The following is a 14,293-nucleotide window of genomic DNA, read 5'->3' on the forward strand; positions in this document are numbered from 1 at the left end:
AAACCCAAGCGTGATCAAAATGCCTGATGTCCCTACCGCGGCCCTGCCGCACTTCCTGTCTCCGTTGACCGGCCTCGTCGATCAGGGCGGCCCGGTGGTGTTGTTCCTGCTTGCCCTTTCCCTGGTGGCGGCAGCGCTGATTGCCGCCAAGCTGCTGCAGTTCTTGTATCTGGGTGTCGGCCGTTTCGGTATCGCCCGCAAGGCGCTGGACCTTTGGCTGGACGGCCGGCCTCAGGAAGCGAAAACGATGGCGGCCGGTGGAAAATCAGTCGTTGCCGACATCATGCTGAAGCTCGTGCAGGGCAGCGCTCGCGGCAACATCAGGACCGAGATTCTGAAAGAGGACGTCGAGCGGATCTGCATTCAACGGATCAACACGCTGAGGGCATACCTTCGCCCGCTCGACATGATCGCGCAGACAGCACCGCTGATCGGCCTTCTGGGGACCGTACTCGGCATGATCGAGGCCTTTCAGGCCATGCAGGGCGCCGGCGCGGCGGTGGACCCTTCCGTTCTCGCCGGTGGAATCTGGGTAGCCTTGCTGACGACCGCCGTCGGTCTTTCGGTCGCAATACCCGTGTCGGCCATTGTCGGCTGGTTTGACAGCCGTATCGAGGCGGAGCAATCCGAGATGGAAGCGCTGGTCACGGCGTTCTTCACCGGGGCGATCGCCGAACGCGGTGCGGCCCGGATCGTGGCCCTGGAGGCTTCGGAGACGAGGCATGCAGTTTAAAGCAAGAGTGCGGCGCAAGCCCGTCGGCCTGACCTCGCTGATCGACGTCATCTTCCTGCTGCTGCTGTTCTTCATGCTGGCGTCCAGCTTCACACGGTACCAGTCGCTGGACATTTCCAGCGGTGCTGAAGGTGGCGGCGCGGCGCAAAGGCCCGCCTACCTGCGTATTCACACCTCGGAAAAGCTGGACCTGAATGGCCGCCCCCTGATGAAGGCGGACATGGCGGAACTGTTTTCCGCGCTCAAGGAAAACAGTGTCGTCGCGATCTGGTCCGGCCCGGATGCAAACGTCCAGGACGTGGTTGATGTCATGTCCGAGGTTCGCAGAAGCGGGCTGAAGAGCGTTCTGGTGACGGGACAATAGGTGACCTCATGCGCATGAAATCCCCACAGCGCCGCGAACCGCCGGAAAACACCATTCCGCTGATCAACGTCGTTTTCCTGATGCTGATCTTCTTCCTGTTTGCAGGGTCGGTTGCCCGGGACGATGCCAGGAAAATCGAACCGCCGCTGAACATACTGGAAGACGAGACCATCCGGTCCACCGGCGCACTCATTGTTGACCCGCAAGGCCGCACCTTTGCCGGAGAGGCCGAAGTCGGCGTTGCCGACTGGCTTGCGCAGCAAGAAGAGCCAGGCGGTACAGACGGCCCGATCAAGGTGGCTGCGGACGGCACGCTGAAGGCGGACGCCCTGGAAAAGGTGTTGCGCGAGCTGAAGGATGCCGGACGCACCGACATCGTGCTCATAACAAGAAGAGGCTCGAAGTGAGTTTCGCGCGTTTCCTGGCTGCCGGGGCCATCCTTTCTCTGGTGCTGCACGGCACCGGCGCCGCCTTTTTCGCGAAAGATCCGAATGAGATCTCCATTGCAGCTTCTGAAGGCGGCAGCGTTTCGGTGATCGGGTCCATCGAGGATCTTGTAGCCGGAGCACAAGTGGATGCCGTAGCCGATCCTCAGCCTGTCGAGGACGTGAAGCCGGACGTAGAGCCAATCGAAGAAGTACAGGTGGACACCGCAAAGCCCGAGGTGCGGTCCGGCACACCGGTAAAACCGGTAGAGGTCCAGCCAAGCCCGGCCGTTGCCGAGGCAGTGCCTGACACGCCAGCTTCAGAACCTGTTCCGTCCGTTCCGATGGTCGCAGGCGTTACTTCATTGGCACCGGTGAAAGCGCCGGCGACAACGCCGGAGGTGGCGACGGTGTCCGAAACGTTGCAGGGCAGTGTCACACCGGAACCGGTCAAGCCGGTCGACCCAGTCGAGCCGGCACCGGAGCAAAAACCTGTCGAAGTTGCACGGATGGAGCCAGCCGCACCGGTTGAGACAGTTCAGCCGGTGGACCCGCAAACCGAAGTGCAACAGCCAGTTGCCGATCCGCTGGCCGAGGTCACGCAGACACCGAACCGCAAGCCCAAGCCGCCAGTGCGAAATGCGGAAGCCCCCAAGACCGAAAAGCGGGAAAAACCCAAGAAGGTTGTGAAAGCGCAGAGGAAGGGTGCGGAAACCAGCGCCCGAAAGGGTGGTGAACGCGTCACCAGCCAGAGCGCGAAATCCAACACCAATGGCCGGGCGGATGCCCGCACCAAGGATGGCGGCACCAAAGCAACGTCCAATTATCAGGGCAAGGTGGTGGCCAAACTGCGCCGCGCAAAACGTTATCCCCGTGAAGCGAAACGTCAGAGACTGGAGGGAACGGTGAGTGTCGGCTTCACGATTTCATCCAACGGCGCTGTTTCCGGCATTCGCGTGACCCGGTCCTCCGGGCACCCGGTGCTGGACCAGGCCGCGCTCGACATGGTGCGCAGGGCTTCGCCCATGCCCAAGTTTCCGGGTGATATTCGTGTTGCGCGCATGAACATGCAGGTGCCAGTCCGCTTCGATCGCTAACACGCCGAACCAAAACGAGGGCAAGGCAAGCACCGTCAAGCAGCAGGGGTCTGCCGGTAGCTCTGCTCCAGTTCGATCAGGCGTTGCTTGCGCCAGAGCCCCCCACCATACCCGGTGAGGGAGCCGTCCGCGCCGATGACCCGGTGGCACGGCACGACGAGAGCCAGTTGGTTGGCGCCATTGGCCCGGGCAACCGCCCGCACGGCTTCCGGCCTCCCCAGCGCCCTTGCCAGTTCGGAATAGCTGCGTGTCTCGCCAGGCGGAATGGTCAGCAGTTCGCGCCAGACATCCCGCGTGAAGGCAGAACCGTGTAGAGCAAGCCTTGTCTGGAATTGACCGCCGGTTCCGGCAAAGAAACGATCGAGTTCTCCCTGGATCTGGTCGGTGACCTCCGTTCGCCCAAAGCCGATCTCACCCTTGGCGTAGGTCTGCAGCTTCCTGAATTCTGTCGGAAAGGCCTTTCGGTCGAGAAATTCCAACAGATGCAACTGGGTCCTGTCGGTGACGGCAATCAGCGGACCGAGCGGCGATGCCACCCAGTCGGCGAAAAGCAGGGGCTTGGCGGAAAAGACCCCGGGAGACTGGCCAAGAATCCTGGCGAAGGCTTCGCGAAACGCGCTCGGCGAGTCGAACCCGGCGGTGATCTGCGCATCGATCACCTTGCCGCCGTCGGCAAGTGTCGAGAACCCTTCCTGCAGGCGCCGCTGGCGTGCCATTTCCAGAAAGGTCATGCCGAAATGCCGCTTGAAGGCCCGGCGCACCGTTGAAGGGTCGAACCCCATGCGCACGAGATCCGGTTCGCCCCAGCGGTAGGATGGACGCTTTTCCAGTGCCTCGATCAACGGCTTCACCACCGGGTCGGCAGTGGCCTCCGGCGTGGTCGGACGGCAGCGCTTGCAAGGGCGGAAGCCGGCGTCAAAACATTCGGACACGGTGTCATGGAAGGTGCAGTTCTCCCGCTTCGGCTTGCGCGCCGGACAGGTCAGCCGGCAGAAAATTCCGGTAGAAGCTACACAGACAAAAACGCGTCCGTCGTACGAGGGATCACGGTTCAGAAGCGCTTCGTAGAGCGTGTCGAAACTGGGTCGGGTCATAAGCATGACCCGACCTTACGCCTGGCGAGAATTCATTGCAGCCGGAAATCGGGCGTTAATTTCATTCCATCGGTTAGCGCCGGAAAACCAACCTTTCCGTCGTCATCCCGGCCAAGCGCAGCGCGAGCCGGGATCGGAGAGCCACCGGAGAACGACGCGGGCACGCGTTCAAAAGGCAAAGCACGGGCGCACCGATCCCGGATCTCCGTTTCACTGCGTCCGGGATGACCAACCGAGAGGTGAGAAACTGGCCTCTACCGGTAAACCTCGCTCTCACCGGGGAAGCTGCGGTCCTTGACCTCTTCCGAATAGGCTTTCACCGCTGCCTCGATCTGGCCGCCAAGATTGCCATAGACCTTGACGAATTTCGGCGGCGTCGGATTAAGGCCGAGCATGTCCTCCAGCACCAGGATCTGACCGTCGCACTCCGCGGACGCTCCGATGCCGATGGTCGGTATCGCGATCTGTTTGGTGATCCTCGCCGCCAGCGGCTCGACCATGCCTTCCAGAACCAGCGCGAAAGCACCGGCCTCGGCAACGGCTCTTGCGTCTTCTTCGTGGCTGGCCCAGCTGTCCTCGTCGCGCCCTTGTGTCTTGAAACCGCCCATGACGTTGACCGATTGCGGTGTCAGGCCGATGTGGGCCATCACCGGAATGCCTCGCTCGCTCAGGAAGCGGATGGTTTCGGCCATGCGGGCGCCACCTTCAAGCTTTACGGCCCCGCACTGGGTTTCCTTCATCACGCGGGCAGCGTTGCGGAAGGCGACCGAAGGGCTTTCCTCATAGGTGCCGAAGGGCATGTCGACCACCACCAGCGCCCGGCTGGTGCCGCGTACCACGGCCTTGCCGTGCATGATCATCAGTTCCAGCGAGACACCGACGGTGGATTCCATGCCGTGCATGACCATGCCGAGGCTGTCACCCACCAGGATGAAATCAGCGTATTTGTCGACGATGGCCGCCGTATGCGCGTGATAGGAGGTCAGCGAGACGATGGGGTCTCCGCCCTTGCGGCGGGTGATCTGCGGGGCCGTGATGCGGCGAACGGATTTCTGGGTGCTCATGCGGCGTCCTTTCGATAAGGGGCTTGAGACGGATTATCAGGTGGCGGGTGCAATCACCCGCTGGTCGATCAGGAGAACAGTGCCGAAGCGCACGGCCAGCAGCACCACGGCCGGGCGGTCAAGCATGCCGGAAAGCTCTTCAAGGGTTTCCGCATCGCGAATGTCGACGCTTTCCACCTTTCCCGAGGGCGCTTCGGCAAGGCTTTTTCGGACAGCAGCCTCCAGAGCCGAAATTGCCGGGGCCGATTTCGCGAGTTCTTCCGCAGCGCTGAGCGACCGGCTGAGCTGGACAGCCGCGGCCCGGTGCGCCGCAGTCAGGCGAACGTTGCGTGACGACATCGCGAGCCCGTCTGCCTCACGCACCGTCTTGTGCGGCACGATTTCCAGCGGCATATCGAGATCGCGAACCATCTGCCGGATCAAGGTGAGCTGCTGATAATCCTTCTCGCCGAAGACAGCGAAATCCGGCGTGACAATGTTGAAGAGCTTGGTAACGACCGTAGAGACACCCCGGAAATGACCGGGCCTGAGAGCGCCCTGCAAAATGGCGGAGAGGCCCGGAACCTCGACGTAGGTATCTCCGCCAGCGCCGTACATTTCCTCAACGCTCGGCAGAAACACGGCGTCGGTGCCTTCCGCCTCCAGAAGCGCCAGATCACGCGCTTCATCACGCGGATAGGTCGACAGATCCTCATTGGCGCCAAACTGGGTGGGGTTGACGAAAATGGTGGCAACCACGCGGTCTGCCTTTTGCCGCGCCATGCGCACAAGGCCGAGATGGCCCTCATGCAAATAGCCCATTGTCGGCACCACCCCGACGGTTTCACCCGCGCGTTTCCAGCCTCGCACGGCTTCGCGCATCTCCGCCTTCGTCCGGCAGATGATCATCTGTTTCATCCTCCCGCGACCCCGTTTCCCGCCCGGGGTTTCTTTTCGCAGGTGCAGCATAGTGACGGCGAAACGAAAGTCCAGTGGGCAAAGAGGGGAACAGACCTTGCCAGGTGCCGCCTCCATGTCGTTTGGTGCATGCTGGACCCGCAGGCTGGGGAAGTCGATGGAGCCTGTCCGAACAAGAATAATAGCCGGCTCGCAAAGACCGGCTAAACGAGCAGTATTGTCAGGAGAGAAAAATAAAGAACCGCCTGAACCGACTGGTGATCTATTTTCCTGGCTATGATTTGCGTCCGGCCCGTTACTGCTTCCCGTTGCTCCGCAAGGAGTTCGACACCTTCCTGAAGATTCGGAAGGTGAACGGTGCCCTTTCCCAGCTCAGCGAAGGTCTTGATCCTGGCGGCACCACGACCAGTTGGAGCGGGCATGTCGACTGGCCGGACAGCCGTGTCGAGACAACGTTTGTGCAGCTTGGCTGGCGGGACGTCATCAAGGCCGATTTTCGGCGCTCCTGGCCGCGCACGATTGCGGATGCCATCCGGTCCTTCATGATGATCGCCCAAGCGGGCGGATATCGGGCTGCACTGAAAAGCAACTGGGCGCATGGGGTCTTCTGTCTTTATCCCCCCGTAGGACTGCTTCTCTATTTCCTGGCCAGCCTGCTGCCACCCATTCTTCTGGCACCGGTCATTCTGCGCAATGTGGGCGCGGCGGTACGCCAAGGCCATGCCGAAGAAATCGCCTGGTCCGTGTTGCTGGGAGGCAGCGCGGCGTGGATGCTCGCGGTTTACCTCCTCATGACCTGGCTGGAACCCAAGTCCTACTTCCGGTACCTGGTCAACAGTTGGCACTTCATGGCCCGGCTTGCCCGGAACAACCACCCCGAAATGCTCGCCCGTATCGAAGAAAGCGCCGACCTCATCGTTGCCGCGGCCGCGGAAGCGGACGAAGATACCGACCTGGTGTTCGTGTCGCACAGCTGCGGCACGTTCGTGGCGATCTACATTCTTGCAGCTGTCCTGCGCCGGCAGCCGGACATCGTACGGCGCCCAGGCGGCTTCTCTTTTGTCACGATGGGACCGGCGTTCGATTGCCTCGGCGGGTTCGGGGCGCAAGACGGCTTTGGCGATGCCATGACGGCGGTGGCACGGTCCGGTGTCGACTGGACGGATCTTTACGGTCCGCATGACCCGCTCTGCGGTGGCCGCACCACGCCCGTGGCGCGTTATGCGCACCAGAACAAATCGGGCGAGACGTTGCCGGAACCCAGACGGTACAGCGTGTGCATTCCGGACCGAATGACCGCAAAGAGGTTCCGCTACCTGCGCTTTCGCTTCTTTGCGCTTCACTTCAATTACTTTTTCGCCTCGGTGCGTCCGGGTCTTTTCGACTTCTACCGCCTGACCCTTGGCCCCAAACAGGCCGTAGACCAGCTCAAGGCCTGGGACAAGGGGCGGGATTAACGGGCCTCGACGCGCGCTCCTAGCCCGGGACCCAGGTTCCGTGCAGGCCCTGCGGCACCCGTTGCGGCAGACGCAGTCGGACGACCGGTTCATCGCCGACCCCTTCAGCGTCCAGGAGCACGAATTCGCTCGTCTGCGTTTCGGGATCATAGAGATATGTTGCCAGCCAGCCGGCGGTTTCGGCCTCACCACGCGGAATGAACACAGCTTCACCGGCGATGCGGTTGCCGAAGTCATGAGCGCTGACATCCCCGGTTTCCGTATCGATCCGCAACAGGCAGTTGAATGTCGCCGATGCGCCGTTTCCACCGGTCAACGTGTCGGTCAGGGTCGGGGAATAGACATAGCGTGCCGCAAGCGCATTCCTGCGGTCATCGATCCTCGGGAACTCCGCCACCTTGTCGAACCAGGCCTGCTCACGCACCCGGCCCGTTCCCGTGTCCAGCAACAGGCGCTGAAGTGTCGGCGGCTGGGTGTTGGGTTCGCCATACCCAAGATAGAGTTTCTGGTGACGCACATAGTCGATGACGATGTCGCTGCCGCGCTCGAAACCGTTGGCAAAGTGGAAGACGAAAAACGGCTCGGCCTCGTACCAGGTCACAGCACCGCTATCCAGCGGCTGCACGGCAATGCGCGTTCCCATCTCCGGCTTCCATTGCAGCATGGATCCGCCGGACATCATCGCTTCCATGTCGAAAACCAGCGGGCCGATCAGCAGCACCAGGTGGCGCTCGGTCAGCACGAAGTCGTGGATCATGCTCGGCGCTGCCAGGGTGATATCGAAGCTTCGGCGCAGCTTGCCGTCGCGGCCAACGTGATGAAGCGTGACCGTGGGCGAGGCGAAGTCGTAACTGAGGGCATAGAGATCGCCGGTAACCGGATGAACCCTGTTGTGTGCCCCCATCAGGATCGGCGCATTGGTGCCTGCCGTCCAGGGGCCGCGCGTTTCCAGATCCGGGCCGATCTCCCAGGCCGGTTCGCACTCGCCAAGGGCGAGCAACTGGCCGCCGTGCTGCATCACGCCAATGAAGGCGGACGCCTTGAAAGGATTGTCCGGATCGTCCTCCGGCCCCAGCAAGGCAGGATCAACAGGGCGCGGCGTCATCACGCCGCCGAAGACCGCGTGACCTGCCTGATGCTCGATCTCGAAACCGCGGGTGCGCACATAGCGATTGCGGTAGCTCGCCTTTCCGCCTTCAAAGCGGATCGCGTGCAACATGCCGTCGCCTTCCAGCGGATAATTGTAGGAGACGGGCTCATAGCGAGGGTTGGGGCCGTTGCGGATATATGTTCCCAGCAGATCTTCTGGAATGCGCCCGGAGATCACTTCCAGTCCCTCCGCATCGATCTCGCTGCCGATTGGCGCAAAATTGCCGGTCAGATGCGGATCGGCCGACTGCCAGGCGATTGTTTCCGTGATGCGTTCCCGGCTCATGCACATCTCCCCCTCACCGCAGCGAAAATCCCCGCGTCAGGATGAAGGATTGCCGGAACCATCATGGGGGTCAACTGCGGCGGACCCGCTGTCCACACGCGTGGGGCAAAATGCTGTCGTTGAAATTTCTGATTTTCCCTAGGCCGGCTGGTCGCCAGGGAAGCGGACCGGCTGCAAGAGTTCGATGATCTCGCCGGCCGGCCCTTCAAAGATTGCGTTGCGAACCCGCACTTCGGGTTGGCCTAGTGTCAGTGCTTCCGGGCCGTGCAGATGCCTTGCACCGGCTTCGACAATCCGCACGCAAGCCTGATCAAGATCCGTCACGCTCAAGCAGAGGTGTGCGAGCGCACCTGTCGAAACCTTTTGCCCCTGCTGCGCACCAACACCTTGCATCGGGATCTCGGCCCTCAGGTCGAACAATTCGATCCAGCTTTTCCTGTCGGGTGCCTGCATCATTATCGCGCGATCGATGCCATAGCTCGGCAGTCTCCAGTCGTGCACCTGGTGGAAACCGATTTCCTCATAAAAGGAAACGGAACGCTGAAGGTCCGGGGAGCGGATCGCAGAGTGATGAAATCCGGTGAAAACTTGTACTGACATCGCGTGGTCTCCATGTTCCGGGAGACACCTATCGGAGTTTCCCGCGCATGGACCAGTCTGACAATTTTGACACAGCCCGCCGGACCTGGTCGACGATCCAGGAGCGAAACCGAGGGAACCTCCACGGATGGTGTGATCTTGCAGCCGGCCTCCAGACCGTGAGCGGACAGTGGAAAGCGTCGATCCTGATTGTGCTGTCCGAGAAGGATAGCGGCCTACCGGACATTCAGCGCCGCCTAGAATTTGCAAGCCGTCGAGTGCTCGTTCGAGCAATGCGCGAACTTGAAAAAGATGGGTTGGTGTCCCGATCGGCACATGTTGCAACCGGTTATTCATTGACACGCGATGGCCTCGCCCTGGTGCCAATCCTGCGGCACCTTGCGGATTGGAACGCCGCACGGGCGGGCTGATTACAAGAAGTCGATACTCAATGAATTGACGCTTGAATTGCCTTGCGTCTTAAACCGCTGCAATTGCCAGAAAACCTGTGAAGTCAGGTCGGCTTGAAGGATCTGCAAAACTGTCCTTCGGGATCAGGACGTGCCTCGCTCATGCGCCACGGGATGCAGGAATGCTTCGATTTCCCTCCCTCTACAACCTTTGATCGAATTCGCCGAAGCCTCCTTGTCGCTTGAATAGATTGGTATTCTTTCCACAGGCCCGGGATATTAACTAATGCAAAGAAGCTCCCTTTACACGCTTCACGCGATGCGGGAGTTTGCGCTGGGGGCATTCATTCTCGACAGACTCATTTGAGAGGTCAGATGCGGATTCTGAGATTGTTGCTTGCAGGCCTGGTCATCGTCGCCGCGGGGTTTGTGATTGCAGGGGAGCAGTTGTCAGGCACCAGCGCAGATGCGGTTATCAATGCAAGGCTCACAACGGTACGGGCGCCGACAGCCGGACAACTGACGCTGGAGCACCGGCTGCTCGGATCGTCTGTAGCAGAGGGTGAACAACTGGGGTCGATCGATGATCCCCTTGTCGACAACATCTACCTCAACGACATGATCCGCGAAAAGGCGTTTGCGACAGCCGAGGTTGACCGGCTGTCGACCGTGATAGCCGCGATTGAACAGTCCGTCAGTGATTTGCAGGCGAGATCGGAGCGCTATCAGCAGCAGCGGATCCTGCAGCTTCAAGCGGAGCTGCGTGCCTTGACCTTCGAAATCGGTGCCGCCGAAGCCAGGGGGGATGAGGCGGAGGCAGCTTTCCAGCGCTCTAAACAGCTGACAGATCGCGGCCTGGAGGCTTCAGCCTCCTTCGAGCGGATCAGAGCGACGCAAAGGGTTGCAGCGCAGGATCTGGAAAGTGCACGCCAACGGGCGGCCGTTGTCGAGATCGAACTGCAGGCGGCTCAAGACGGAACGTTTCTGGGCGATGGTTACAATGATGCTCCCTACTCCGAACAACGCATTTCGGAACTGACACTGGACCAGTCCGAAAACCAGGCCTTGCTCAATGCGGAAATGGAAAAGGCAAAGGCCTTGGACAATCGCATCAATGTCGAGCGGCTGAGAGTGAACCGGCTGGCCTCCTCGAAACTCATTTCGAACGTCGACGGAACCGTTTGGGAAGTGCTGACGGCAAACGGCGAGACGGTTGAACGAGGCGAACCATTGATGCGCCTTGTGAATTGCACCTCCACGATCATCACCTTGAGTGTCGCTGAATCCGTCTATAACCGCCTCAAGATCGGAGACCTTGCCAAGTTTCGCGTGAGCAACGACCAGAAGGTTCTGGAGGGTACAATCACGCGTCTGGCAGGTTCCGGGGCAGAGACGATTTACCGAAACCTTGCCGTTGCGCCCAGCGAAAGACACCTGCAGCGCTTCGACGTGACGCTTGTCGTACCCGCAATCCGCGAAGATCCGGCACTCGCCTGTGCGATCGGAAGGACGGGCCGGGTTTTCTTCGAAGCAAGACCTCTCGATTTCCTGCGCACCCTCTGGCTCTGAGATGTTCCCGGTCCTTTACCTAAGCGACACCGTTTCCAGCATCGTGCAGCTCAACCTTGTGCTGGCGCTTGGAATGCTTGTTCCTTTGCTTCTGTCCCGGGAAAAAACCTGGCACAGGGCCCTGCTCTTTGCAGTCTGCGCCGTGCTGACAGCGCGATATCTGTATTGGCGCGCCGCCTACACGCTCGCACCGCTGGACCTGACCTTCGACTGCCTCGCAAGCTGGTCCTTCTTCGCGATCGAATGCGCAGCGTGCCTGTCCTCGCTCAGTGCATTTCTTATCCTGTCGAGGCACCGCGACCGCAAGCAGGAGGCAGACCGGCAGCAAGACTGGTGGGAACCGGAGCCCGCTCCAAAGGTGGCCGTTCTCATTCCCACCTACAACGAAGAGCGGGACGTTCTGGAACGGACGATCGTTGGAGCACTTGCCCTCGATTATCCGGATTTCAGCGTCCATGTGCTTGATGACAGCAGGCGTGACTGGCTGAAGGACTATTGTGTTGCGCAAGGGGTTACCTACGTCAGCCGGCCTGAAAACACAGGGGCCAAGGCAGGCAACATGAACCATGCGCTTCGCCAAATGGCCGAAGAAGATACAGCGCCCAGTTACATTGCCGTCCTCGATGCAGACTTCGTTCCACACAGCAATTTTCTGAAAAGAACGGTCGCTCTTCTCAAGGATGAAAAGGTTGGACTGGTTCAAACGCCGCAACATTTCTTCAACTCGGATCCGATCCAGCACAATCTCGGCCTCAGCCGGTCCTATCCGGACGAACAGCGCTTTTTCTTCGACTACCTGCAGCCGTCGCGTGATGCCTGGGGCATTGCCTTTTGTTGCGGAACTTCTTCCGTCATCCGCTGGAACGCGCTTCAGAAGATCGGATGGTTTTCGACGGAAAGCATTACAGAGGATTTCCTTCTGACGCTTTGCCTGAAGGACGCCGGTTACAACACGGTCTACCTGAATGAAGCCCTTTCCGAGGGCCTCGCACCGGAAGGTCTCAAGGAATACATCAGCCAGCGCGCCAGATGGTGTCTCGGCATGATGCAGATCGCCCGCAGCCGGTTCGGCCCCTTTTCCGACAATCGCTTGGGGCTTGCCGACCGATGGAGCGTGATCGACAGCGTGCTTTACTGGACGACGAACTTTCCGTTCCGGATCGCAATCCTCGTCTACCCGCTGCTCTACTGGTACTTCAACATCATGGTCGTCGATGCGACCTTGCAGGAAGTGCTGCGCTATTTCGGCACCTATTACCTCTGGATCCTGATCACCTTGAACTTTGTGTCCGGAGGCCTGGTCGTTCCGATCGTCAACGACATCAGCCAGCTGCTCGGCGCAGTGCCGATTACCAGGGCCGCCTTTACGGGACTGTTCTTTCCGAAGGGACATCCCTTCTCGGTGACCGCAAAAGGCGGCGACAGAAGCCGGGTGGTCGTTCAGTGGCGCTTGATTGGCCTCTTCGGCACGTTCTTCCTGCTGACCATTATCGGCTTGCTGCTCGGCATCATCTCCGACCACTTTGCGTATAATGACGCAGGCGATGGCAAGCTCGTGATCATGTTCTGGACGTTCTACAACCTAATTGTCCTTGGCGTGACGATGATTGTCTGCGTGGAGCTTCCCAGGCGCGAGATCCATTTCCAGGACAAACCCGAACGGGCCATTCTTCATTCAGACACTGGCAGAACCCGGGTCTGGATCGTGGGATTGACGCAGAACTCCGTCAGGATCCGAGGTGCGGCCATACACGACGATACCCCGGTCCGGATCGAAATCGACGGCGTTGGCATCGTCAATGCCATCGTGACGATGCCGGACGACGACGGCGCCCGCCTTCTGCTGGAGCCGCAACCGGAACAGCATGAAGCCCTGCTACGCCGCTTCTACACAACGGGAGAAGCCCCTGGCGTAACCAAAACCCGTTACCGCGCGTTGCTTGGCGACCTTGCGCAAAGACTGTCAGCGCCACAACGCTGACAGCACAAGATCTTACGGCTGCATCTTGTTTTGTAACCGCGCGACAGCAGCACTCAGCACGCTCGCTTCCGCCGTGGTCCTTGCTTCATAGGGGTAGATGTCCTCACCGCGCATGACAGCCCTGGCGGTTTTTGCAAGTTTGCGAAAAGGCCGAACGAAAATCAGGATGAACAAGGCCGTAAGAGCGGCAAGGACGATGCCGAGGGTCACGAAGTAGACGATGAAAAGGCTCGTAAATTCGCCGATGGGGTGCGCAGTGTTATTGATGCGCGCGATCATGCTCCAGCCGAATGCGGGCAGATCCGCATAGCCGAGCACCGGGATCACTGTCGTGAAGTAAGTTGCACCGTCCGGCCATTTCTCCACCCCGGTTTGCCGGGCACCGGTCATTGCGGACCGAAAACTCTGCAGCTTGTCGATCGGTTCGGATAGGCCATCTGTTCGTGCAACAATGTTCCCTGTCCGGTCGATCACATAGACATCCAGCCCCATGGAATGGGCGGTTTCAGTCAGATACTGCTCGACCCAGTGGTGATTGATATGGAAGGCCAACACCCCTTCGACCGACCCGAATTCATCCGTTACAGGCGTTGCCATATCGAGAAAGCGGCGAGGCTCGTTTCCAATGGGTGGCAGCAGCTCCGCCAGAAGAACGGCCGGATGAACATCCCCGGCGAAATCTCCTCCAAGTCCATTCGTGAACCACGGACGAGAAGAAACATCGGCGCCTTCCAGCATGCCGGACGAGGCCGTCAGGACCTTTCCATCGACCGACGCAAGACCGGCCCAGGAGATACGCTCCTTTTCGGCGACGATCAGATCCAATGCTGTTCTGACGGCAGGCTCGCCGCGCCCTGTCATCTCAACCGCAACAAGCCGAAGATTGCGCCAATCCTGGTGGAGTTCCCGGGCAAAATCCAGCCCTACACCCCTGGCCCTGACCGAGACGGCTTCCGCAAGTGCAGCGTCGCGGCTTTCCTTCAGCCGCTGGCCGACGAACGACCAGGCACTGAGCACCGCGATCACACCTCCAAGTGCAACAAAACCACATATGGCCACCACCAAAGAGGGGTAGCCAGTTCTGGCACGCTTCTCCGTCATCAATCACTCCTCATCCCGCAGAAAGTGAATCAGACACAGCGAATAGGGGAAATTGTGTGACACCCACGACCACCGATAGTGGGTAAC

At 60.1% G+C, this 14,293-nt stretch carries 14 protein-coding genes; 8 read left to right on the top strand and 6 right to left on the bottom strand.

Annotated elements, in window-relative coordinates; all coding sequences use genetic code 11:
• Nucleotides 1-19 precede the first annotated feature (19 nt).
• From FIU93_RS02600 to FIU93_RS02615, 4 genes are read left to right on the top strand one after another with little or no spacing between them, the layout of a single operon-like run.
• The gene (locus FIU93_RS02600) at nucleotides 20-733 is read left to right on the top strand and encodes a MotA/TolQ/ExbB proton channel family protein (protein ID WP_209010268.1); all 714 of its coding nucleotides are present in this window, start codon (nucleotides 20-22) and stop codon (nucleotides 731-733) included.
• Entirely contained in the window at nucleotides 723-1,097 is a 375-nt protein-coding gene (locus FIU93_RS02605; RefSeq protein WP_062490614.1) for a biopolymer transporter ExbD, read from the top strand. The genes FIU93_RS02600 and FIU93_RS02605 overlap by 11 nt, the downstream gene beginning before the upstream one ends.
• Before the next feature lie 8 nt (nucleotides 1,098-1,105).
• Entirely contained in the window at nucleotides 1,106-1,504 is a 399-nt protein-coding gene (locus tag FIU93_RS02610) for a biopolymer transporter ExbD (protein WP_075284450.1), read from the top strand.
• Nucleotides 1,501-2,619 carry a TonB family protein gene (locus FIU93_RS02615; RefSeq protein WP_286202398.1) on the top strand — a complete coding sequence of 373 codons (1,119 nt, stop codon included), beginning with the start codon at nucleotides 1,501-1,503 and terminating at the stop codon, nucleotides 2,617-2,619. Before FIU93_RS02610 ends, FIU93_RS02615 begins: the two co-directional genes overlap by 4 nt.
• Before the next feature lie 35 nt (nucleotides 2,620-2,654).
• Here the strand turns inward: FIU93_RS02615 and FIU93_RS02620 are convergent, their stop codons facing one another.
• From FIU93_RS02620 to panC, 3 genes are all read right to left on the bottom strand, one after another.
• Entirely contained in the window at nucleotides 2,655-3,719 is a 1,065-nt protein-coding gene (locus tag FIU93_RS02620; RefSeq protein ID WP_152504756.1) for a trifunctional transcriptional activator/DNA repair protein Ada/methylated-DNA--[protein]-cysteine S-methyltransferase, read from the bottom strand.
• 248 nt (nucleotides 3,720-3,967) lie between these two features.
• Entirely contained in the window at nucleotides 3,968-4,777 is an 810-nt protein-coding gene (gene panB / locus FIU93_RS02625) for a 3-methyl-2-oxobutanoate hydroxymethyltransferase (RefSeq protein WP_152504757.1), read from the bottom strand.
• Nucleotides 4,778-4,813: 36 nt separating this feature from the next.
• Nucleotides 4,814-5,665, bottom strand: coding sequence for a pantoate--beta-alanine ligase (gene panC / locus FIU93_RS02630; protein ID WP_173017426.1), 852 nt, complete (start codon nucleotides 5,663-5,665; stop codon nucleotides 4,814-4,816).
• A 266-nt stretch (nucleotides 5,666-5,931) separates the two neighbouring features.
• On the opposite strand from panC, the gene FIU93_RS02635 reads away from it, so the two are divergent.
• Nucleotides 5,932-7,131 (top strand): hypothetical protein, encoded by a 1,200-nt coding sequence (locus FIU93_RS02635; RefSeq protein WP_152504759.1) that lies wholly within the window; start codon nucleotides 5,932-5,934, stop codon nucleotides 7,129-7,131.
• Between the two features lie 19 nt (nucleotides 7,132-7,150).
• Here FIU93_RS02635 and FIU93_RS02640 read toward each other — a convergent pair whose 3' ends face one another.
• Together FIU93_RS02640 and FIU93_RS02645 are read right to left on the bottom strand one after the other, a co-directional pair.
• Nucleotides 7,151-8,566: a carotenoid oxygenase family protein gene (locus tag FIU93_RS02640; protein ID WP_173017250.1), complete on the bottom strand. Its 1,416-nt coding sequence runs from the start codon at nucleotides 8,564-8,566 to the stop codon at nucleotides 7,151-7,153.
• Nucleotides 8,567-8,704: 138 nt separating this feature from the next.
• Nucleotides 8,705-9,166 (bottom strand): VOC family protein, encoded by a 462-nt coding sequence (locus FIU93_RS02645; protein WP_022999657.1) that lies wholly within the window; start codon nucleotides 9,164-9,166, stop codon nucleotides 8,705-8,707.
• Nucleotides 9,167-9,213: 47 nt separating this feature from the next.
• Here FIU93_RS02645 and FIU93_RS31860 point away from each other — a divergent pair, with 47 nt between their 5' ends.
• The 3 genes from FIU93_RS31860 (at nucleotide 9,214) to FIU93_RS02660 (ending at nucleotide 13,105) form a co-directional block, all read left to right on the top strand.
• Complete coding sequence (locus FIU93_RS31860; protein ID WP_152504761.1) at nucleotides 9,214-9,576, top strand: helix-turn-helix domain-containing protein; 363 nt, start codon at nucleotides 9,214-9,216, stop codon at nucleotides 9,574-9,576.
• 354 nt (nucleotides 9,577-9,930) lie between these two features.
• Nucleotides 9,931-11,124, top strand: coding sequence for an HlyD family efflux transporter periplasmic adaptor subunit (locus FIU93_RS02655; RefSeq protein ID WP_152504762.1), 1,194 nt, complete (start codon nucleotides 9,931-9,933; stop codon nucleotides 11,122-11,124).
• A gap of 1 nt (nucleotide 11,125) precedes the next feature.
• Entirely contained in the window at nucleotides 11,126-13,105 is a 1,980-nt protein-coding gene (locus tag FIU93_RS02660) for a cellulose synthase catalytic subunit (protein WP_152504763.1), read from the top strand.
• 12 nt (nucleotides 13,106-13,117) lie between these two features.
• Here FIU93_RS02660 and FIU93_RS02665 read toward each other — a convergent pair whose 3' ends face one another.
• Complete coding sequence (locus FIU93_RS02665; protein WP_022999653.1) at nucleotides 13,118-14,206, bottom strand: cache domain-containing protein; 1,089 nt, start codon at nucleotides 14,204-14,206, stop codon at nucleotides 13,118-13,120.
• Nucleotides 14,207-14,293 lie beyond the last annotated feature (87 nt).

The organism is Labrenzia sp. THAF35, from assembly GCF_009363595.1.
GTDB classification, from domain to species: domain Bacteria; phylum Pseudomonadota; class Alphaproteobacteria; order Rhizobiales; family Stappiaceae; genus Roseibium; species Roseibium algicola.

Bases quoted from the DNA above. Each gene is read 5' to 3' on its own strand.
- FIU93_RS02600 (WP_209010268.1), top strand. From the start codon at position 20: ATGCCTGATGTCCCTACCGCGGCCCTGCCGCACTTCCTGTCTCCGTTG.
- FIU93_RS02605 (WP_062490614.1), top strand. From the start codon at position 723: ATGCAGTTTAAAGCAAGAGTGCGGCGCAAGCCCGTCGGCCTGACCTCG.
- FIU93_RS02610 (WP_075284450.1), top strand. From the start codon at position 1,106: ATGCGCATGAAATCCCCACAGCGCCGCGAACCGCCGGAAAACACCATT.
- FIU93_RS02620 (WP_152504756.1), bottom strand. From the start codon at position 3,719: ATGCTTATGACCCGACCCAGTTTCGACACGCTCTACGAAGCGCTTCTG.
- panB (WP_152504757.1), bottom strand. From the start codon at position 4,777: ATGAGCACCCAGAAATCCGTTCGCCGCATCACGGCCCCGCAGATCACC.
- panC (WP_173017426.1), bottom strand. From the start codon at position 5,665: ATGATCATCTGCCGGACGAAGGCGGAGATGCGCGAAGCCGTGCGAGGC.
- FIU93_RS02640 (WP_173017250.1), bottom strand. From the start codon at position 8,566: ATGAGCCGGGAACGCATCACGGAAACAATCGCCTGGCAGTCGGCCGAT.
- FIU93_RS02645 (WP_022999657.1), bottom strand. From the start codon at position 9,166: ATGTCAGTACAAGTTTTCACCGGATTTCATCACTCTGCGATCCGCTCC.
- FIU93_RS31860 (WP_152504761.1), top strand. From the start codon at position 9,214: ATGGACCAGTCTGACAATTTTGACACAGCCCGCCGGACCTGGTCGACG.
- FIU93_RS02655 (WP_152504762.1), top strand. From the start codon at position 9,931: ATGCGGATTCTGAGATTGTTGCTTGCAGGCCTGGTCATCGTCGCCGCG.
- FIU93_RS02660 (WP_152504763.1), top strand. From the start codon at position 11,126: ATGTTCCCGGTCCTTTACCTAAGCGACACCGTTTCCAGCATCGTGCAG.
- FIU93_RS02665 (WP_022999653.1), bottom strand. From the start codon at position 14,206: ATGACGGAGAAGCGTGCCAGAACTGGCTACCCCTCTTTGGTGGTGGCC.